This is a genomic window from Natronocalculus amylovorans (genome assembly GCF_023638035.1).
GTDB classification, from domain to species: Archaea; Halobacteriota; Halobacteria; order Halobacteriales; family Haloferacaceae; genus Natronocalculus; species Natronocalculus amylovorans.
On the sequence record NZ_JAKRVX010000001.1, the window covers coordinates 667,679 to 687,380 of the forward strand.

Below are 19,702 nucleotides of genomic sequence, written 5' to 3' on the forward strand. Positions count from 1 at the left end.
TTTTAGATACCGATTATCGATATGTGAGTTAATGATATAGTTGACATATCGGAGGGTTTATAATTGGTTCCTCGACGAACTCAGTATAATGTCATTGGAGGAACTTGCCAGCGACATTGAACTGACAGACGAGCAATGTCCCCGCTCGGTTGCTGTTGTTGATTCAGGAACCACCTCACTTCGGTCAGTCCTCCACGCACATCGTGACGCGTTGTTATGTGACCCAGACACTGCAGCGTCGATCGTTCGGGCAGCAATTGCTGGACAATCGGTTGAAACCATTGCGATGAATGAATCAACGGTGCGGATTATAATCAAAGCAACACTACATCGCTGTGGCGTTCGCACTGTTCAGCCCCTTTCTGAGGCTGAGTACCAACTGCTTCAGGGATGGATTCGCGGCGATCGGCAATGGGCAGAAATAAAATGCTCGTCGATGCACCTCGCGAAGAGCTAGAACTTGCCAGATATACCGTGACACACCCACCGGTCCCCGAAATTAAAGCAGTCGTTACGCGGCTGCAGACAAATGGTAACGTTTGGAATTCGGGTCCAAAACGTCCCGTAGGCTGACCTATCCACGAATCGTAGATTCTATTTTGTCCATCTCTTCATCGCTCAACAGCGGCTCGTCGCCCGCAACTGCATGGATGGGACCACCGCCGTCCCCCTCAAATCGTGGGATGATGTGAGCATGAACATGTGGGACCTCTTGGCCTGCTTCAGGGCCGTTGTTGATGCCGATCGTTGTTGCATCAGCGTCAACAGCTGACTCAATACGCGGCGTAAGCGAAGAGACCGCACTAAACACACTCGCGGACAGTTCTGCAGGCAGTTCAGCAACACGCTCGTAATGTTCTTTTGGGATCACAAGCGTATGTCCAGGTGCAAGCGGGTTCACATCAAGAAACGCAAACACATTGTCGTCTTCATACACCGTACGGCTTGGAATCTCTCCAGCAACGATTTTACAGAAGATACAGTCCTCTTGCATATTTGTCGAATCGGTCACCGGGTGTAAGAACGTTACTCCTCTCAGCCAAACACAATACAACTGTCTCTGCGATCGCATACCGATACTCAGACGCCGAATACCTAGCCGCTCTCTCCAGATGTTTTGATATGACGGGTGTAAAATCGGGAGCATCCATGAGTTCCGCATCGATCGGTCCCGTTCCCCATGCAATCGTCGTGCGATCGGAAACAAGCGATGGGCATCGTGAACAGCCCGGTTCGATCGGGTGCATGACGGTTGGATATGCCGGATCAGCCATACAATGCTGTAGTACTCACTGAGCAACATACGCATCTCGTTGCACCAGTGAGCCGAAAGAGTCAGTATGGCGCACGTCCACAGGCTTCCATGGAACTATCAGCGGAGTACGTGGTGGGACTCGTCGAACTCGTCATCTATCTCCTCGGTGCTGGCCTTCTTTCCGGGGTTGGCCTCTATATTGAATCGATCGCCTACGGGCTCTATCTTGCAGGTGATGTGACCGTTGCACTGTGGGTCGCCGCGCTTGGTGTGCTCACGCTCTACATGGGCATTTACGCAGTCGGGATCACTGAAGCGCTCCCACGGGTACAGGCAGTCCGATCGGAACAGTAAAATTAGTTGTCAAGCACAGCAGCAATCGTTGGGGCGACCGAGATATCGCTGACCGGTCGCTCGATCGTATCCGTCCCGAACACGCGAGTAATCCCTGCGGCAGAAAGTTTTGTGAGGGCATTTCCGACGAGCATCGGGTGCACACACGTGACGTAAATACTGTTTGCACCGCGATCGGTGAGCACACTAACTGCTTCGCTCATTGTTGAACCGGTTGCGATAATATCGTCAACGACAACAACATCTCGACCTGAAACGGAGGCGTCACTTGGCGTGATTTCAATCTCTCCGGTGTCGTAATCGCGTTCCTTTTCAAAGTAATCGACATCACCACGTCCGTAGCTTGCTTGTGTCGTCTCTGCAAGCTCGATCGCACCAGCATCAGGAGATAAAAACAGCGGCTGATCGAGTGTTTCCGGGAGTGGCGTTGCCAACTGGCCTGCAGCATCGACGATCTCGACAGGTACGGTAAAAAAGTCGGCAACAGATCCCTCGTGTGGATTCACAAGCACAATTCGATCGGCAGCCGTGCTCACCGCCCGTGCAGCCGCACGTGCGGAGATGGGTTGCCCAGGGTTGAAAGCCTGATCCTGTCGGGCATAGCCCATGTATGGAATAACCACGGTCACGTCGGTTGTGCCAGCCTCACGAACCGCATCGCCCAACTGCAGCAGTTCAATGTGCGCATCATTTGATGTCGTTGAAGCGACGATAATTACGTTTTCATCGTCGAGCGATGGCACTGCCGCGAGTGTTTCACCATCAGGGAAGCGATCGTACGTTGGTACTGTAAGCGACGCCGACAGCTCACGAGCCAATTGGGCCGCAAGCGCCTGTGATGTCGAGCCGGGAACAATCGTCGTCATACTCGTGTAATCTGGCTCCCTGTTAAACGCCGTTTCGGTCCGTGAGCGTGCTGTGACTACCAGTCATAATTCAATCTACTGAAATTTCGTCCCCATGAGCGACGGCGATCGATGTTGGACGTTTCAGCCCTAACAGTTGGTGTCGCCAGCCATCGCCCGCATTGATACAGAGCCGTCCACTCGCGGTGACTGCAGCGACAATCCCGCTTCCGTGAGCGATCGCACTGATTGGTTCGTCAACTGGGAACGGTTCCGCGTCCCACACATCGTTGACGCCGACAAAGAGTCCGTCTTCACCAACAGCGTGTGCGCGTTCATGTCCATCGCTTGCAACCAGTGAAAACGGCCCATCCAGTGTTTCCATCCACCCATTGCCGAGTGTATACAATCCATCAGTGGTTGCTGCAAATGGCGTCCCTATGCCAGAGACATCATTGACATCCGAGAGACCGGCTTCAATAAGTTCGTCGCCCGAGATGCGGTAGACCGAATCAGCAGCCGCAATGAGTGGCGGGTCGATCGACCGAACACCGGCTGTGTCACCGAGGCTAGTTACGGACCCATCGGAGTTGATCCGGGAGACAACGCCATCGGAGTCCGCAGTGAAGAGTCCGGTAGAGCCGAATCCAACAGCAACACTTTCGCTCGGGAACTGGTTGGCAAACTCGCCATACTCTTCGCCGTCAGTCGAAGCTGTGTACACACCGTCAGGAGTGCTGATCGCAACACGCTCAGCAGTCACAGCGACGGACGAAACAGCGCCCTTGTAGGAAAGTGAGAACTCACCGACCTGATCAGCGGAAACCGAGACAACAACTAACCCAAGTTCGGTCGCAATACACACCTCAGTTGTCCCGAACTGCTCGCCAAAGACTCGTTTTTCAATCAGCGTTTGCATACAGGAGTGTCGTTCATACTGGTGGAAAAATAATACGGCACAGACTCAGAGACGTAAAACGGGCCATTTACCAGTCCACCACTTCTTGATACTGTTGTGATCGAACCGTTGCTCCTTGTCGGGTTGGTGGTTGCGATGTTTGTCGGCTACAATATTGGTGGCGCGACAACCGGGCCCGCATTTGGTCCGGCAGTCGGTGCAGGCGTGATTACAAAAACGCTTGCAGCGGCCCTCATGTCCGTCTTCTTTTTCATTGGTGCATGGACGATCGGGCGACGAGTTGTTGATACGCTTGGCCAAGATCTGATTTCGACTCCGCGATATTCACGCTCGAAGCAAGCATCACCGTGCTGTTCTTCATTGGGTTGGCGCTCTTCGTTGGCAACTTCTTCGGCGTTCCTGCCTCGACATCCATGACTGCAGTGGGTGCGATCGCCGGCCTTGGACTGGCAACAAACCAGCTCAACTGGGAAGTGATGGGCGAGATTGTTATCTGGTGGCTTGTCGCGCCTGTGATCGGCTTTTGGGCCTCGGGCGTTATTGGACGCTACTTCTACGCGGAGTTGAACAGACGGGTTGCGTTGGTTCAAAGCGATGGCCCGCTGTTCTCCATCGACCGATCGGGTACGATTCCGAAGATTAGTTTTGGCCCGAATACGACTCGAAGGGAGTTCGTTGGGACGGCAGTCGTTGTTGCAATTGGCTGTGTGATGGCATTCAGTTCCGGAACGAGTAACGTCGCAAATGCGATCGCACCGCTCGTTGGCAGTGGCGCACTTGAAATGAATGTCGGGATTATCATCGCCTGTGTTGCGGTGTCGATCGGTGCGTTTACGATTGCACGTCGAACGCTTGAGACGCTCGGGAACGATATTACCGCACTCCCATTGACCGCTGCGATCATTGTCGCAACGGTGAGTGCAACGCTTGTTGTTGCGCTCTCGCTTGTTGGTATTCCGGCGAGCTTCGTCGTGATTGCAACAACATCAATTATCGGCCTTGGATGGGGACGAGCGACACGGACAACGAGAGTGTCCGACAGCGTTCGAGGAAAGGCGAAAGACACACGCGTGTCTGTCGGTGCACTTGCAGCCGACGAGGAGGGTCAAGAGCTCCCAAAGATCGGCGAGGAGAAACCGGAAGACATCCCGAGTGCATCCGATCTCTTTGACCCATCTACCACTGCACGAGTGATTATCATGCAGAACGTGGTCCCGATTATTTCCACAGTCGGTGCATATCTCGTCTTCCGGTTTGTTCCGGTGTTTGGCTGGTAGACAAGCGAACAACCGATCCCGAACATAAACAATGCGCATGTCACCATTGTAAGCGTAACGTGGGCCGATGAATGGAGAGCTTACTTGCTGCAAAGGATACGTTTGTAACGAGATCGGATACAACCGCTACCAAAGGTCATCAAAACAGCGTGACTGCGATCGAATACAGACTGGAATACGATAACTAAAACGCGTCTTTGTGCCTACGCTGCGTTTTATACAGTCTCTGGTGAGGTGTGCTGTATGCGACGACGAACAGTCCTTGCGGCTGCCGGCGCGCTTGGTGCGACACTCAGTACGGCAGGGTGTCTCTCACAGGTGCAATCAGCAGTCGATCCATCCGATTCCGACGCACAAACAGAAGCGGACGCACAATCACAGACAGTGAACCGACAGGCCACAGTTACCGAGACGGCTGCATCAGGCCAACTCATCAACGTCGGTGCGCAGGGTCGTGTTGAAGCCGAACCGAACACCGCAACGGTATCTGTTGGACTCGAAGAGACCGGGTCAGATGCAGAAACGGTACGGTCGGCGCTGGCAGAGCGTGCAGAAGAACTCAAAGAGACCCTGCTTGCGTATGGGTTGGATGACGAGCAGATCACAACTGGGCGGTTCGATATCAGAGAACAGCGACAAAGTGCAGGCTATCGAGGCTTCAACGAGTTTCAGATCGAGACAGACGACCCTGACGCAGTTGGTGAGATCATCGATACTGCGGTTGCCGGTGGTGCAGATGATGTTGGCCGAATTATCTTTGGCCTCTCTGAAGATCGACGGAACGAACTTCGAGAGGAGGCGATCGAGGTTGCACTCGATGATGCCCGCTACGAGGCTGAAATCATCGCAAATGCGAAAAACCTCACACTCACGGGTGTTGAGTCAGTAACGACCGATCCCGGCCGGGTGAGTACCCATCGCGCAACACCAGATGTTGCAGTGGAAGAGACAGATGACGCTGGCGGCCCACCGACACAGATCGATCAAGGACTTGTTTCGGTCTCCGCAAGTGTGGACGTGAGCTATCGGTTTGAAGAGTAACAGTGTGCGATCGCCGCTGACGTACGGTTCCCCCCTCCACATCGTCCTTCCTCACTGACATACCGCGGCCCTCCACGTACCCCGCTGACGCAATAAACACCCCTCCACACGAATTCTTCCCCGACCCTCCTCTTATTGCTGGTTTTCGATCGTTGTCTACATCAGCAGACACGTCTCAGTAGTTGTGTCTACACCTCCGAATTTGTGAGGCCGATCGCGGGATCTCCCGCATAAAATGAAACAGCGTTTTAAAATAAATTACGCAAGCGGTGTTCGCTCAACAACAGTCCCGTTGACCGTTGGATACTGTTCGACGATCTCGCCGCGATCGAGATCGCCTTCGTCAATCATCTCTTCGAGTAGCCACCATGCAATTTCGATGTGATCCGGTTTGACGGTGTAGAACTCGGCTGGAACGCCCAACGCATCCATCTGCTCCTCTGTCGCCCAGGTCTTTCCGTAAACGAGCGTCCCATCGTCGGTTACCTCATCGAACTCTCGGCGGATGATCCGAGCCATCCGTTTGAGACGGTTTCGGTGCTGGGCGGCATCCTTGAATACGCTCGTGCAGAAGTAGACGCGTGGATGGTCGCCCATCTCCTCGAGGATCGCTTCTTTTGATCCCTCCACTGCGGACATGTGGCCTTCCTGCAGTTCGTAGCCTGCTTCCTGCATTCGCCGATAGTTTCCATCCGACATTTCAAACTCGTTGACGTTACAGAACTCCGCTGCACCCTCATCCAAGAAGTCAAGGAACTCCTGTTCAGCACGAATGCCCGGGATCTCAAAAGCAGGGGTTAATCCCTCTTCACGTGCGATGTAGAGAATCTCTTCCCATTCGGTGCCGTGCATCTCTCCCCACAGCTCGTATGGTGGGTGGAATCTGATCTCGTCAAGGCCGGCTTCCGAGAGCCGCCGCATGTTCTCTCGGCCGCCAGTAATTCCAGTGTAGAGGTGTGTATGGTGGTCCTCACCGAACTCATCTTTCAACAGACGGAGGTAGCGACAGGTTTTCTCCATCGCTTCCTGTGGTTCACCGCCGGTGATTGAGGTGCCAAGCGCATCCATCCGCTTTGCCTCAGTGATCACATCCTCGTCGGATTCGACAAGTCGTTCGTTCGCGTACACGTCAGTCACATTTTTGCGGTTTTCACCAAGCGGACAGTAGAAACAGTCCCGCTGGTCACAGTACCCATAGACGAAGAGCACCATCTTCCCGCCTTTCGCGCACTGTTCACACCCCTTCGAGATCATCAGTTACCCGTACTTTTTTCTCAGGGGCCAAAAAGCGTGCGAAACGTGTGTTAGCGAGCGTCGTATGGCTGTTAACTCTTCATTCACGATCCATGCGAGCATCACTCGCGTATCGTTTTTATTCACGCATGGCCCTCATTGGGTATGGATCGAACACGGGCAGACACACAACAGGCGGATGGAGCACCATCACGGCGACAGCTTCTCTCTGCAGTCGGTGCCGTTGGCGTCGCTGGATTATCTGGATGTATTGGCACTGACTTGTTATTTGGGGATGGGACTGAGTTCAACGCAGAAGCAGCGATCGTCGCAGACGCATCGCTATCAGAAACTGGATATGAGGAGTACCAACGGACTACGTTTGATATTACGCGAACGTACGAGGCGGCCGGACAACAGCGAGAGGTTCGAGTGACAAATCAGCTTGCGGAGTACGATCGAGCGATCGAGATTCTGGGCCAACGCCTCCAAGGTGCAATTTTCACCGTTCTAAGCACTCCAAAGGTGGATATCTTGGGTCGGACATTTAATCCGATCGGAGAGATGGAGACCGATGAGTTGGTTGCAGAGCTACAGAGCCGGTACGAACAGATTCGATCGGTGCAGCGCGATAGCACTCGCACCCAAACCGTCCTCGGGCAGACGGTTGAGGTGACGCGGTATCGTGCAGAAGCACAACCGACGGATTTCAATTTCACTGTCGATCTTACACTACACGTGACTGCAGCGATCGATGCCGGAGATGATTTCGTTGTCTGTCTTGGGGCACATCCACGGCTGATTGATGAGACAGATACGGTCAATGAGTTGCTGGGCGGCGTCGAGCACCTTGGGTAGCCTCCCTCTCCTGCTCCCGAAAACACATATGTTGGGGGGTCGCATAGAAGAGTGAGATGCATCTCATCCTCTGTGTCGATCTGGATGACGATCTTGGCCGAAAGACTGGCTTTTCAACGCCAGTAATCGGCTATGAGAACGTCCGCGACGCGGCTGTTGCGCTTGCAACCGTTGATCCAGAGGATTCCGACGTGAATGTGATGTTCCAAGGAATGAACGTTCACGATACACTGAAAGCCGAGGAGGACGGCGAAGTGGAAGTTGCCGTTGTTACTGGCTTGGAAGGAAGTGACATCAAAGCGAACCGAAAAGTTGGCGAAGAGATTGATACAATCTTGGCAAGCCTCCAAACTGGCGAAGAGACACGTGCAATCGTCATCACAGATGGGGCACAGGATGAGTCAGTGCTCCCGGTGATTCGATCGCGGATGCCGATCGACGGGGTTCGGCGGGTTGTGGTTCGACAAGCACAAAATCTTGAGTCGATGTACTACACGATGAAGCAGGTGCTTGCGGACCCAGAAACCCGTGGAACAATTCTGGTTCCACTTGGGATTTTACTGCTTATCTACCCGCTTGTGGTGATTGCAGGGATTTTTGAAGTTGCTGGTGCAGTCGTGTTAGGCTTGATTTCTGCACTGCTCGGGCTCTACACGTTGTTTCGAGGGTTGGGCCTTGAGGAGTCCGTGGATGCAACCGCTGATCGGGTCCGAAATGTGCTCTATGCCGGCCGTGTCACGCTCATTACCTACGTGGTTGCATTTGCACTGATCGTTGTTGGAGCAGTCCAGGGAATCAATACGATCGAAGCCGCACAGGAACAAACAGCCGGCCAACTAGCGATCATCACCGCAAGTGCAGCGTTTATTCACGGTGCAGTCCAGTGGTTCGCTGCTGCAGGGGTGACAAGCAGTCTTGGGCAGGTGACTGATGAGTATCTGGCCGATCGGTTCCGCTGGCGATACCTGAATGCACCGTTTTATGTAATCGCTATCGCGATCGTCCTCTACGGACTGTCAGGCTTCTTTTTGCCAAATACGGATGGGATGGTTCCGTTTGCGCTCTCAGAGCTTGCGGTTGCACTCACTGTTGGAACACTCTTGGGTGTCATCAGCACGCTTGCGTTCGCGATCGCAGAGTCAAAGTATCCCTCGACACAGGACGCGGAACCAGCCTAACCACCACGTGAGAGCTCGACTATCCGACCGATCGGAACAGGGCCGCAGAACATCCAAAATCGGCATATCAGTTCGTAGGAAATAAGATTATTATTGAACATGAACGATTAGACATATATGAGTAGTACGTTCGTCTCCAGAGACATCAACGATCAGCAGGTTGAAATGTTACTGTACGGACCGCCACAGCACGGAGAGGAGACCTGTAGCGAAGCGCAGTTGTACGGTGAGCCACAGCATGAGACAGATGAACCGTATTACGATCGACTCACGGCGCAGCAGTATGTGTTTTAGCCCCTCGAGTGAGCAGTAGATGCACTGCAATTCCGACAAGGAACGCAACGCCAAGATTGACCACCAGTGCAAGCAGCCCAATGCCGATAGAGAGCCAGCGCATCTGCGATCGAAGGACATGCTTTCCAAGCGAGATCGCAACAACAATCAGTAACACACCAAGCACGGAAAGTGGAAATGCAGACAGAAGAGTCATTGTTGCGATAAATGCGAGGGCAATATAGCTAACACCAAGAATAAGGTTTGCACCGCCGGTCCGCGCACCGAATTCGTATTTTCCAGCCACGCCATCACAGCCGTGACACATCGGAATACCACCGATCGGTACCGCAGTCAGGTTCATCACACCCATACTGGTTGAGAGATCATCAGGGGACACCTCTCGATCAAACAGATCAGAGAACAACAGTGAGGTTGCAAGCGCTGCGTTACCGATCGTCATCGCAAGCTGTGCCGTGATTCCGTCAACAGTCGCACGAGTCAGCGCCTCGCTTATCGGTGGGAGTTGCGGAACTCCAGGCCACTGTGGTGTTGGAACGCCCACGGTGTACACCGCGATCGCGACGCCAACTGCTAAAACGACGATCGCAGAGAGATTTTTATAGCCAACTACAATGACCGCACCGACAAGTCCAACAGCAAGTAAGCCGATGAGCGGATCGGAGAGTCCAAGCCCAACGCCAGTTTCAAAAAGCAACAGTCCAACGGCAAACTGGATGCCACGGATCACCGGCTCACCGATCCACTGCTCGATGATCGATAACGTATCTGTGAGACCGATCGTCAGCAAAACCACACCCAAAATAATGCCTGCGAGTGCAAGCTCAGCGTAGGTAATTGCGCCTGCGATCGCCAACGCCGCAAGCGCTTTCATTGGCTCAACGGAGATCGGCAAGCCGTACACTACACCCCAGACAATTTGGAAGATACCAAATGCAATGAGGACATGTGCGAGCGAGATATCGGTCACAAGCGCAAGCGCGACAACGATCGGCAAGACAGTCAGCGAATCGCCGACTGCACCGGTCACCTCCGATCGGGTGAGCGAAATTCGCGATCGGCCCGTTGAATGTCCGAACGCCACAGATCACAAAATGGCGCGAAACTACTTTAGGCTACTCAGAAACCATAATACGCCTCAAATAGGCCAAAATGAAACCAATAGTATTTACCGAATGGTGTTGAGCGTTTCTGCGGCTTCGCGAGCAGCAGAGAGGAGTTCGCGTGCACGACGTGGGTCGTCAGTCTGTTCGGCTGCAACAGTGAACTTTCGGATTGTGCGCCGGAGGGACGTGCGAACATCATCGAGCTCAGCAGCGCCCGATTGTGATGACTGCGAGCTTGGTTGTGGCTGCGTTGGATTCGATTGTTTCGGCTGTTGAGACGGCCGTGGTTGTTGTTGCTGTGTCTCAGCCGTAGACGTCTCAGTACTGCGTTCTTGTGGCTGCGATCGGGACGCGTCAGCGGCCTCTGTTGGCTCAACGGCGACGGAGTCGCTGTTGGCCTGTTGTTCGACAGCGTGGGCGTTGTTGGTCGCGTTTGGTTGTTGTGCGTTCGTGCGATCGCTGTCTTCTGCTTTGCAGGTTGGACAGAACTCCTGATCGTTATGGCGGAAGATCGGATCACCGCATCGATCGCAGTGTTTGTTCGTCATCGTTGCACCCTGCAAGAGGAGTTCGCTCATCCGTTGGGTCTGTTTGCGTTTCTCCTCATCTTTCGCAAACTTCTTTCGAAGTTTCTCACGCTCGGCTTCCTTATCGAAATCACTCATACACGAGCACACGGTCGTTGGCGGGAAAAATACAGCGGGATCTATTATTCGACAATCAGCGAATAGTGATTCGTCAATACAGCAGTTCTGCGCCGGTTCCGAAACGTTTACTCGGAATCCGTCCGCCTGTTTACGTGGAATGACGAAAGTTAGCGTGATCGGTGCGGCTGGAACGGTCGGCGCTGCGGCTGGATACAACCTTGCACTTCGGGATATTGTCGATGAACTTGTCTTTGTTGACATCCCGGATATGGAAGACAAAACGGTTGGCCAAGCAGCGGATACGAACCACGGCATTGCCTACGACTCCAACACCGTTGTCCGACAGGGTGGCTACGAGGATACCGAAGGGTCGGATGTTGTTGTTATCACAGCGGGGATCCCACGACAGCCAGGTCAGACCCGGATTGATCTCGCAGGGGACAACGCCCCTATCATGGAAGACATTGGCTCCTCGTTGGCGCAGTACAACGACGATTTCATTACGGTTACAACATCAAACCCTGTTGATCTGTTGAACCGACACCTGTACGAAGCAGGCGATCGCGATCGACACAAAGTCATCGGCTTCGGTGGCCGTCTTGATTCGGCTCGCTTCCGCTACGTTTTGAGCCAGCGATTCGATGCGCCAGTCAAGAACGTTGAGGCAACGATCCTTGGTGAACACGGCGACGCACAGGTGCCTGCATTCTCAAAGGTCCGCGTTAACGGTGGCGATCCGTCGTTCACTGCTGAGGAAAAAGAGGAGATTCTCGGCGATCTCAAAGAGTCCGCAATGGACGTCATCGAACGAAAAGGTGCAACCCAGTGGGGGCCAGCAACGGGCGTTGCCCACACTGTCGAAGCAATCCTCAACGACACTGGTGAGGTGCTTCCATCGTCGATCGTCCTCGATGGTGAGTTCGGATACGAGGATACCGCATTCGGTGTGCCGGTGAAACTTGGCTCGAATGGTGTCGAAGAAGTCGTCGAATGGGAGCTTGACGAGTACGAACGCGAACTCATGGACGAGGCGGCTGAGAAACTCTCGACGCAGTATAACAAAATCGCTTAGAGCCGATCGGCGATCGCTTCCGCTGTTTTTTTCCCAACCCCAGAAACATCGCGGAGATCATCGACGGAGGCCTCTCGAATCGTATCGACGCTTCCGAACCGTCGGAGGAGCCGCGATCGAGTTTGTGGACCGACACCGGGAATCTCATCCAAGACCGTTGTAACATCATCGCGAAGCGTTTGGTGATACTGAACCGCAAACCGATGTGATTCGTCCCGGATACGTTGGAGTACGTGTAGCTGCGGTGCATCGTTTGGCCAATCAATCACTCGATCGGGTGTGATCACCAACTCGTTCTCCTTTGCAAGTGCAATTGCAGGAACATCCCAGCCTGTCGTTTCAAGTGCGTCGATCGCCGCACCCAGCTGACCGCCTCCACCGTCAATAACCAGTAGATCAGGATCTGGCCGATCGTCTCGGTCCGCAATGGCCCGAGTTGCTCGCCAGTGGAGTAGCTCGTACATGTTTGCGTAGTCATCGTTTTGATCAGTGAGTTTTTTTCGGCGATAGCCGGACTTGTCAGCACTGCCGTCAACAAAACAGACGTTACTTCCGACGGCGGCGGTTCCCTGGGCATGGCTCACATCAAAGCCTTCGATTCTGTTTGGTCGCGGGATTCGGAGTTCATCACCGAGCACACCGATCGGATCTCCGCGATTGGGGCCTTTTCTGGCGTTTTTAAGCGCCAGTTCAACGAGTTTTGCTTCCCGGCCTGCACCGGGGACACGAACGGCGACACCCTCCGATTCAAGCCACGACACAACATCCGTATCATCCGGGCGCTCCGAGAGCAAGACTGCATGTGGGAGCGATCGCTCCGCGTAGAATTGGGGTAAAAACGCAGACAACAGCGCTGCAATCCGATCCTCTCCCTCCGGTGCAGAAAGCGTGTGCCGTGACCGATCGACAAGCTGTCCACGCTCGCTGTGAAGCCGGGCAACGGTGGCGCTGTCACCATCGATCGCGACTCCCAATACATCAACGGTTCGTTCGTCGTGTCGCGAAGAGATTGCGGATTCACCACCGCCATGGAACTGCTCGACAACGTCAAGGCGGTCTCGAAGATGAGCCGCCCGCTCAAACTGCTGGCTTTGAGCGGCAGATGCCATCTGCCGTCTGAGCGGATCGCTCAACACACCAGTTTCACCCTCAAAAAACCGGATTGCCGCAGTGACATCCTCGGCGTAACTGTCGGCGGTGATCTCACCAGTGCACGGGGCGGTACAGAGACCCATTTCATAATCAAGACACGGTCGATCGCGCCCCTGGAACTTATGATCCGAACAGCCACGAATCCCATACACCTCTCGGATTGCTTTCACCACTGTCTCAACACGTGTCTTATCAGTATATGGTCCAAAGATCGTGGCCGCATCATTTGGATCGCGTGTGATCTCAATCCGTGGGCAGGGATGATTTGTCAGTTGGACAAGCGGATACGATTTGTCATCTTTGAGTCGAACGTTGTATCGCGGTTGGTTTCGCTTAATCAGGTTCGCTTCAAGCAACAGTGCCTGCGTTTCCGTGTCGGTGACTGCAAACTCAATCCGATCGGCTGCCCGAACCATCCGTCGGATTCGATCGCTCCGTGGATCAGCGTACGATCGAACTCGTGAGCGAAGATTGACCGCTTTCCCAACGTAGAGAATCGTCTCTCCCGAATGAAATTGGTAGACACCCGGATCGGTTGGGAGTTCGCTGGCCCGTGTTCGAAGCGCCGAAACATCCATCAAAAGAGATTACGTCGCCAGCGATTTGAACGTGACGCGAGCGCTCACTGATTTCTTTCGAACGGTGGCGAGAGGTCGATCGGCTCATGCCCACGGAGACAGACGAGCTTTTCTCGTCCGAGTCGAATACGGGTGATTTTGTCGTCTTCTTCCATCGAAGAGAGCACACGGCTAACTTTTGATTTTGACCAGTTCGTGTCTACAACAAGCTCCGATTGTCGCTTTTTGCCGCCTGCCTCTTCCAGCAGCGTCGTAATCCGGGTCGGTGGAGGAACCGTGTCCGCTGGATCGGCTGTGGGAGTTCGATCAACAGACCAGGTATGAGATTGTGGTGTATTCGAGGACGTGTGCGATCGTGAGCCGATCGCAGATGGGAGTGAGAGGGGAGACCGACCAGTAAAAACGGACACGAGTCCGACTAGCCCGCCGACAATCAGTAAGAGTCCAATTCCGATGTTGATCGGCGTGTACGGGTTTCGTGGGTTGGTGCCAAGTAACACTTCTAAGCCATCAGAGAGGCCATCACCATCTGTATCTGCGTATGCGGGATGGGTTCCGGCACTGATCTCTTGCTCATTTAGTAATCCATTCCCGGAGAGATCTCCTTCCGGCAGAAAAATATGAACCGGTACGGTTTGGGTGTCAACAATCTGTTGTTCTGTTGATCCATGCCCGCTGTAGAGCCGAATCGAGATCCATTGGTTTCCGTGTGCGGACTCCGGCCAGTGGTCAATGTGGAGCGGCACATATGCTGTCTCTGTCCCTCGCGGGATGAATTCACAGCCGAAGGAGACGTGATCACTCTCGAGTGCCTCCGTCGAAGCACACACAAAGACAGCAGACTCCCGATCGGGGGACACGGCGATCGTCAGCGTTGCGGATTCTTCCGCCCAGAGGAACGTCCGATCGGCGGTCTCAACTGCAACCCCATCGCCGTGATAGCTTACCGCATTAATATGTGGAGAGCTGTCAACTTCGGCAGTTGCTGTCGGGAGGACAATGAGACAAACACCGAGCAGACAGGCCACTATCGCCACCGTAATTAAGACGTGTTTCTGTGAGAAACCCAACAGGAGTTCGTCTGTTGCCACTGTCGTTCACCGAAAATACGACAGACGGAGCAAAGTAGCTTGTTCAAGGAAATTAGTAGGTATCAATTGTTACGCGACAACAAACAAATCAACATAGGAACCCACACGTACAAACCGTCAGCAAAACTACTGATCGGTATGCAACAGCTCTGGCTCGTCGAACGATCGGTTGACACCCGAGATTTGGTAACACTGATATATGCAACAACGGACGGAAAACTCGAGCGGAGAAAAGAGTTTGCCGCCGCCACGTTACAGCAGCATGGGCGGACGGTTACCGCAGCAATTGAAGCCCCAGTTGAAAAGCTGGAACCAGTGTTGGAGACCGATAGAAAGCGGTTCGCAACGGAGGCGACAAAGATGTCGAAAACACATGACCCTGAAGACGAAATATAGCAATTTCGGCGGATAGAAACGGTTTCCGGCCGAATCCTTTTGCATACCGAAACCCTACGAATAGTAATGAGTATCCGACCGCCGGGACCGAAGGGTGTACCACTGTTTGGAAACAGCAGACAGTACGCGAACGACCCATTTTCATTCATGCAAGCGTGTGCCGATGCGTACGGTGACGTCGTGCGATTTGACCTTGGTCCGATCGACACGTACATGCTCACGAATCCACGCGATATTGAGCGCGTGTTGGTGTCGGATGCAGCACGGTATCAGAAGCTCGACCTTGGAGACGACGCGATCTACAATCTCCTTGGCGATGGGCTCTTGATGAGCGAAGGCGCCACCTGGGAGAAACAACGACAGCTGGCAAATCCCGCCTTTCGGATGAATCGCATCACAAAGCTCGGTGGGATGATGACCGACCACACCGACGCAATGCTGTCGGGATGGGCTGATGGCGACCGAATTGATGCACAGGTAGAGATGGCACGAGTGACAGTGAAAATTATTGTCAATGCGATGTTTGGAACCGAGATTGCCGATGAGCGGATACGAGCAGTCCAAGAAAACCTCGAACCGCTCGGGGCGCGGTTTGAGCCGGATCCAACGAGATTTTTAGTGCCGAACTGGGCACCGACACCGGAGAACAGACAGTTCGATGGTGCGATCGAGACGCTTGAAACACTTATTGACGAACTCGTTGCAGAGCGACGGGAAACCGGCTATCACGAGACGGAAGACGGGGAGGTACCAATGGATCTGTTGTCAATTATTCTGCGGGCGATCGACGATGGCGAACAGACCACACAGAGTTTGCGCGACGAGATGATGACCATGCTTCTGGCAGGTCACGACACGACTGCACTGACGCTTACATACACCTGGTACCTTCTCTCAGAACACCCAGAAGCGAGAGATAAACTGCACGCGGAGCTTGCGGAGGTGTTGGATGGAAAAACGCCAACAGCGGCGGATACCAGAAAGCTCGAATATACCGAGTGGGTCCTAAACGAGGCAATGCGGCTGTATCCACCCGTGTATACGCTCTTCCGCGAGCCAAAGATCGACGTGAAGCTTGGTGGCTATCGGATTCCAGAGGGAGCAGGAATTATGTTGCCACAGTGGGTCGTGCATCGATCGCCGCGGTGGTACACCAACCCGGACCAGTTTGAGCCCGAAAGATGGGCACCAAAACGGCGGTCAGAGCGCCCACGGTTTGCATTTTTCCCATTCGGTGGTGGTCCACGCCACTGTATCGGGAAACAGTTCTCCATGCTTGAGGCAAAGCTCATCCTCGCAATGGTTGCACAGGAGTACGAATTGGATTACTTGGGTAAGGGGGAGTTTGGCCTCCGAGGCTCGCTCACGATGCATCCACAGGAGCCGATGGCAATGCGGCTCACAAAGCGATCGTAGTCCGGCTATTCGGTCAACGAGATCCTACCAGCGATTTCACGAAACTGTGGGTCCCAAATATCGAGTGACGTAACGCGCCACTCAATCGGGTCAACGGTCATTTCTGAGAGTCGATCGGCCACGGCTGTCGCGCCACCGCGGGCGAGTGTGACATGTGGTGTGTATTTCTCACCTTCGAGTCCGTCGATCGGACCAAACTCCGAGACGAGTCGCCTATGGAATTCCATGAGCGGTTCACTTTCGATGGCGAGATACACAACAGGTGCAGAACCGACTGGCGGTTCGTCAAAGGTGTCGATGTGTGTTGCACGAACGGTGAACGGTGCGGTATTTGCAGCCAGTGGTCTGAGGAGATGCCGAAACGCGGCAACTTGCTGATTCGGCGAGAGCCCACGCTCAAGGAGGCTATCGTCGAATCGTTTGAGGACCAGTGTATGTCGGTCCCGCATTCGCTGGAACTGTATGAGATCTGGGTGGATCCTGTTTGCAAGCTGTTTGGTGCGCCCGGAGACGGGAACGTTGACGCTGAACACGAATACTCTCAGGAGGTACGGTATGAAAAGCACGACGAACCATCGAGCGAGATATCTGGATAGAAAGAGGCAACCAATTTAGTAAGGGGCAACAGAGAGGTTGGTATGCGGGTCGCCATCGTCTTCATCTGTCTGCTCGTGTGTGGTGGAGCGGTTGCACTCACTGGCAGTGCAACCCCTGCAACGCTCGTTGGAGACGAGATGTTACAAACCGGCGAGTTGGATGCAGATAGAATCATCTTGGAGGCGAACGTCGATGAAGCCGGTACGGCAACGTGGACCGTTAGCTACCGAATTGCGTTAGACGATGACGCGACCGAGGAGGCCTTTGACGATCTCCGCGATGAAATTGCGGACGACGAGGACGCATATTTGGAGCCGTTTGTCGATCGAATGCAGCGTGTCCAAGACGATGCAGCATCCCAAACAAGCCGGGAGATGGCGATCGAAAACCCACGCATTGAGACCGACAGACAGGAGCTTCCGGGGCCGTACGGAATTGTTCGATATGAGTTCGAGTGGGTTGGATTTGCAGCGGTTTCGGATGACACGATCGTTGCAGGTGATGCGCTCTCTGGACTCTTTTTAGATGAAGAAAATAGGCTTATCATCCGACATCCGGAGGGATATACTGTTGAATCCATCTCCCCATCGCCATCGGAACAAACCGATCGATCGATGAGTTGGAACGGGCCGATCGATTTTGCCCCGAATGAGCCACGAGTGACGGTTGTGCCTGCATCAACGCCGCTTTTCACTGCTGATCGAGTTGCGATCGGTTTAGGAGTGGTATTGGTGATTGTCGGTGGCGCGTTGTGGCTCCGACGCGATGTAGATTCAAAAAGTACGCCGACAGAAGCGCCAGAAGCTGGTGCGCAGCCAACGACCCCATCTGAGCCGCAGAGCGTTGCAGAAGACACCGATACGGAGGAACCAAACATGGTTCCAGAAGAGCTTCTCAGCAACGAAGAGCGCGTGCTCCGGCTGGTCGAAGAGAATGGCGGCCGAATGAAACAACAAGAGGTGGTGCAGTCGTTCGAGTGGAGTGCAGCTCGAACGAGCCAGATCGTTGGCGCGCTCCGAGATGACGGGAAAATCGAGAGCTTCAGAATCGGACGTGAGAACGTCCTCCGAATCCCGGAGAAAGACGAGGAATCGCGCGAATAGCGCAGCCAAACAGCCGAATCCAACCACAGACGTAAGTACTTCGCGTAGTAATATTAACCATGAGCGAAAGCCTGTTTCAGCAGGCGGGTCGAGCAACCCAGCAAGGCCCGGTTCCCAGTGGTATTCCCGATGGCGTGTGGACAACACTCGCAGTGCTCGGTGCTGCTGCAGTCGGATTCCTCCTCTTTAGCGGTAGCTTAGATCCGATCACAGCGATTGGCCTCCTCGTACTAATTGTTGCAACAGTCACCGTTGCTAGTGCTGTTGAGATGGTTGACGCATACGAGCAGCGAGCGCTTACCGTCTTCGGAGAGTACAGAAAGCTTCTCAAGCCCGGATTAAATATCATCCCGCCGTTCGTTTCTCGAACCTATCGGTTTGATATGCGAACTCGAACGATCGATGTTCCACGGCAGGAAGCAATTACACGTGACAACTCGCCAGTTCGAGCAGACGCGGTTGTCTACTACCGTATCATGGATGCGCGGAAAGCGTTCTTGGAAGTCGATAACTATGAAGTTGCGATCTCGAATCTTGCACAGACAACACTCCGTGCTGTGATTGGAGATATGGAGCTGGACGAAACCCTCTCACGGCGAGAAGAAATCAACGCGAAAATCAGAAAAGAGTTGGATGAGCCAACAGATGAGTGGGGAATTCGTGTTGAGGCAGTTGAGGTGCGTGAGGTAAGTCCATCCCCAGAAGTTCAGCGTGCGATGGAGCAACAGACAGCCGCAGAGCGCCGTCGCCGTGCAATGATTCTCGAAGCACAGGGAGAACGCCGCAGTGCAGTTGAGAAAGCGGAGGGTGACAAACAGTCGAACATCATCCGTGCACAAGGTGAAAAACAGAGTCAGATTTTGGAAGCACAGGGTGAGTCCATCTCGACTGTCCTCCGTGCAAAAGCCGCAGACTCGATGGGTGAGCGTGCGATCATCGAGCGTGGAATGGAGACCCTTGAAAAGATCGGTCAAGGAGAGTCGACCACGTTTATTCTCCCACAAGAGCTCACATCGCTTGTTGGCCGCTACGGACAGCAGCTAACTGGAAGCGATGTGCAATCCGAAACACAGCCGCTTGAGAGCCTCCCGTTCGATTCGGAGACAAAAGAGTGGCTTGGGTTGGACAACATTGACGAGCTGCTGGGTGAACTGGATATCACGGAGACAGATATCAAAGGTGGGGAAGCCGATATGGAGAAAGAGGTTGTCTTAGAACAGGACTAGCTGGCTCAAATACGGTCGTACCGGTTGTCCCAAACATGAAATACTGGTGCGGCCTAGGGTAGAC

At 53.8% G+C, this 19,702-nt stretch carries 21 protein-coding genes and 1 pseudogene; 12 read left to right on the forward strand and 10 right to left on the reverse strand.

From position 1 onward, the window contains the following. Positions 1 to 88 precede the first annotated feature (88 nt). Complete coding sequence (locus AArcSt2_RS03600; RefSeq protein WP_250582952.1) at positions 89 to 457, forward strand: DUF7858 family protein; 369 nt, start codon at positions 89 to 91, stop codon at positions 455 to 457. Between the two features lie 117 nt (positions 458 to 574). Here the strand turns inward: AArcSt2_RS03600 and AArcSt2_RS03605 are convergent, their stop codons facing one another. Together AArcSt2_RS03605 and AArcSt2_RS03610 are read right to left on the reverse strand one after the other, a co-directional pair. Continuing rightward, complete coding sequence (locus AArcSt2_RS03605; protein WP_174652469.1) at positions 575 to 994, reverse strand: HIT family protein; 420 nt, start codon at positions 992 to 994, stop codon at positions 575 to 577. Next, on the reverse strand, positions 969 to 1,274 hold the full coding sequence (locus AArcSt2_RS03610) for a hypothetical protein (protein WP_250582954.1): 306 nt from the start codon (positions 1,272 to 1,274) through the stop codon (positions 969 to 971). Before AArcSt2_RS03610 ends, AArcSt2_RS03605 begins: the two co-directional genes overlap by 26 nt. Here AArcSt2_RS03610 and AArcSt2_RS03615 point away from each other — a divergent pair. After that, positions 1,259 to 1,609 carry a DUF8151 family protein gene (locus AArcSt2_RS03615; protein WP_174652467.1) on the forward strand — a complete coding sequence of 117 codons (351 nt, stop codon included), beginning with the start codon at positions 1,259 to 1,261 and terminating at the stop codon, positions 1,607 to 1,609. The genes AArcSt2_RS03610 and AArcSt2_RS03615 overlap by 16 nt on opposite strands. A gap of 2 nt (positions 1,610 to 1,611) precedes the next feature. Here the strand turns inward: AArcSt2_RS03615 and AArcSt2_RS03620 are convergent, their stop codons facing one another. Together AArcSt2_RS03620 and AArcSt2_RS03625 are read right to left on the reverse strand one after the other, a co-directional pair. Beyond that, the gene (locus AArcSt2_RS03620) at positions 1,612 to 2,475 is read right to left on the reverse strand and encodes a ribose-phosphate diphosphokinase (protein WP_250582956.1); all 864 of its coding nucleotides are present in this window, start codon (positions 2,473 to 2,475) and stop codon (positions 1,612 to 1,614) included. Between the two features lie 70 nt (positions 2,476 to 2,545). Then, on the reverse strand, positions 2,546 to 3,373 hold the full coding sequence (locus AArcSt2_RS03625; RefSeq protein ID WP_250582958.1) for an HVO_0234 family beta-propeller protein: 828 nt from the start codon (positions 3,371 to 3,373) through the stop codon (positions 2,546 to 2,548). Positions 3,374 to 3,469: 96 nt separating this feature from the next. Here AArcSt2_RS03625 and AArcSt2_RS03630 point away from each other — a divergent pair. Both AArcSt2_RS03630 and AArcSt2_RS03635 read left to right on the forward strand, forming a co-directional pair. Continuing rightward, positions 3,470 to 4,650 (forward strand): annotated as a pseudogene (locus AArcSt2_RS03630) (anion permease). Positions 4,651 to 4,893: 243 nt separating this feature from the next. After that, the gene (locus tag AArcSt2_RS03635) at positions 4,894 to 5,691 is read left to right on the forward strand and encodes an SIMPL domain-containing protein (protein ID WP_174652463.1); all 798 of its coding nucleotides are present in this window, start codon (positions 4,894 to 4,896) and stop codon (positions 5,689 to 5,691) included. Positions 5,692 to 5,949: 258 nt separating this feature from the next. Here AArcSt2_RS03635 and AArcSt2_RS03640 read toward each other — a convergent pair whose 3' ends face one another. After that, positions 5,950 to 6,945, reverse strand: a complete 996-nt coding sequence (locus AArcSt2_RS03640) for a radical SAM protein (RefSeq protein WP_174652462.1) — start codon at positions 6,943 to 6,945, stop codon at positions 5,950 to 5,952. 144 nt (positions 6,946 to 7,089) lie between these two features. Between AArcSt2_RS03640 and AArcSt2_RS03645 the strand changes: the two genes are divergently transcribed. The 3 genes from AArcSt2_RS03645 to AArcSt2_RS03655 all read left to right on the forward strand — a co-directional run bounded on the left by AArcSt2_RS03645 (position 7,090) and on the right by AArcSt2_RS03655 (position 9,254). Beyond that, entirely contained in the window at positions 7,090 to 7,782 is a 693-nt protein-coding gene (locus AArcSt2_RS03645) for a DUF6517 family protein (RefSeq protein WP_250582960.1), read from the forward strand. Positions 7,783 to 7,838: 56 nt separating this feature from the next. After that, positions 7,839 to 8,960 carry a DUF373 family protein gene (locus AArcSt2_RS03650; protein WP_174652460.1) on the forward strand — a complete coding sequence of 374 codons (1,122 nt, stop codon included), beginning with the start codon at positions 7,839 to 7,841 and terminating at the stop codon, positions 8,958 to 8,960. 117 nt (positions 8,961 to 9,077) lie between these two features. After that, positions 9,078 to 9,254, forward strand: coding sequence for a hypothetical protein (locus tag AArcSt2_RS03655; protein WP_174652459.1), 177 nt, complete (start codon positions 9,078 to 9,080; stop codon positions 9,252 to 9,254). On the opposite strand, the gene AArcSt2_RS03660 is transcribed toward AArcSt2_RS03655, so the two are convergent. Further along, positions 9,229 to 10,338, reverse strand: a complete 1,110-nt coding sequence (locus tag AArcSt2_RS03660; RefSeq protein ID WP_250582962.1) for a putative sulfate/molybdate transporter — start codon at positions 10,336 to 10,338, stop codon at positions 9,229 to 9,231. The genes AArcSt2_RS03655 and AArcSt2_RS03660 overlap by 26 nt on opposite strands. Before the next feature lie 84 nt (positions 10,339 to 10,422). After that, positions 10,423 to 11,025: an Sjogren's syndrome/scleroderma autoantigen 1 family protein gene (locus tag AArcSt2_RS03665; protein ID WP_174652457.1), complete on the reverse strand. Its 603-nt coding sequence runs from the start codon at positions 11,023 to 11,025 to the stop codon at positions 10,423 to 10,425. A 139-nt stretch (positions 11,026 to 11,164) separates the two neighbouring features. Between AArcSt2_RS03665 and mdh the strand changes: the two genes are divergently transcribed. Beyond that, the gene (gene mdh / locus AArcSt2_RS03670; protein ID WP_250582964.1) at positions 11,165 to 12,079 is read left to right on the forward strand and encodes a malate dehydrogenase; all 915 of its coding nucleotides are present in this window, start codon (positions 11,165 to 11,167) and stop codon (positions 12,077 to 12,079) included. Here the strand turns inward: mdh and AArcSt2_RS03675 are convergent. Beyond that, positions 12,076 to 13,809, reverse strand: a complete 1,734-nt coding sequence (locus AArcSt2_RS03675) for an excinuclease ABC subunit C (RefSeq protein ID WP_250582966.1) — start codon at positions 13,807 to 13,809, stop codon at positions 12,076 to 12,078. The two genes, mdh and AArcSt2_RS03675, sit on opposite strands and share 4 nt — an antisense overlap. A gap of 44 nt (positions 13,810 to 13,853) precedes the next feature. Next, positions 13,854 to 14,900: a DUF7343 domain-containing protein gene (locus AArcSt2_RS03680; protein ID WP_250582968.1), complete on the reverse strand. Its 1,047-nt coding sequence runs from the start codon at positions 14,898 to 14,900 to the stop codon at positions 13,854 to 13,856. A 138-nt stretch (positions 14,901 to 15,038) separates the two neighbouring features. On the opposite strand from AArcSt2_RS03680, the gene AArcSt2_RS03685 reads away from it, so the two are divergent. Continuing rightward, positions 15,039 to 15,296, forward strand: a complete 258-nt coding sequence (locus tag AArcSt2_RS03685; protein WP_174652453.1) for a DUF7967 family protein — start codon at positions 15,039 to 15,041, stop codon at positions 15,294 to 15,296. 66 nt (positions 15,297 to 15,362) lie between these two features. Next, on the forward strand, positions 15,363 to 16,712 hold the full coding sequence (locus tag AArcSt2_RS03690) for a cytochrome P450 (protein WP_174652452.1): 1,350 nt from the start codon (positions 15,363 to 15,365) through the stop codon (positions 16,710 to 16,712). A gap of 5 nt (positions 16,713 to 16,717) precedes the next feature. Here AArcSt2_RS03690 and AArcSt2_RS03695 read toward each other — a convergent pair whose 3' ends face one another. Then, a complete protein-coding gene (locus AArcSt2_RS03695) occupies positions 16,718 to 17,245 on the reverse strand; it encodes a 2'-5' RNA ligase family protein (RefSeq protein WP_174652451.1) in 528 nt (175 codons plus the stop codon). 105 nt (positions 17,246 to 17,350) lie between these two features. Between AArcSt2_RS03695 and AArcSt2_RS03700 the strand changes: the two genes are divergently transcribed. Together AArcSt2_RS03700 and AArcSt2_RS03705 are read left to right on the forward strand one after the other, a co-directional pair. Then, a complete protein-coding gene (locus tag AArcSt2_RS03700) occupies positions 17,351 to 18,412 on the forward strand; it encodes a helix-turn-helix transcriptional regulator (RefSeq protein WP_174652450.1) in 1,062 nt (353 codons plus the stop codon). A 269-nt stretch (positions 18,413 to 18,681) separates the two neighbouring features. Then, a complete protein-coding gene (locus AArcSt2_RS03705; protein WP_250583149.1) occupies positions 18,682 to 19,638 on the forward strand; it encodes an SPFH domain-containing protein in 957 nt (318 codons plus the stop codon). Positions 19,639 to 19,702 lie beyond the last annotated feature (64 nt).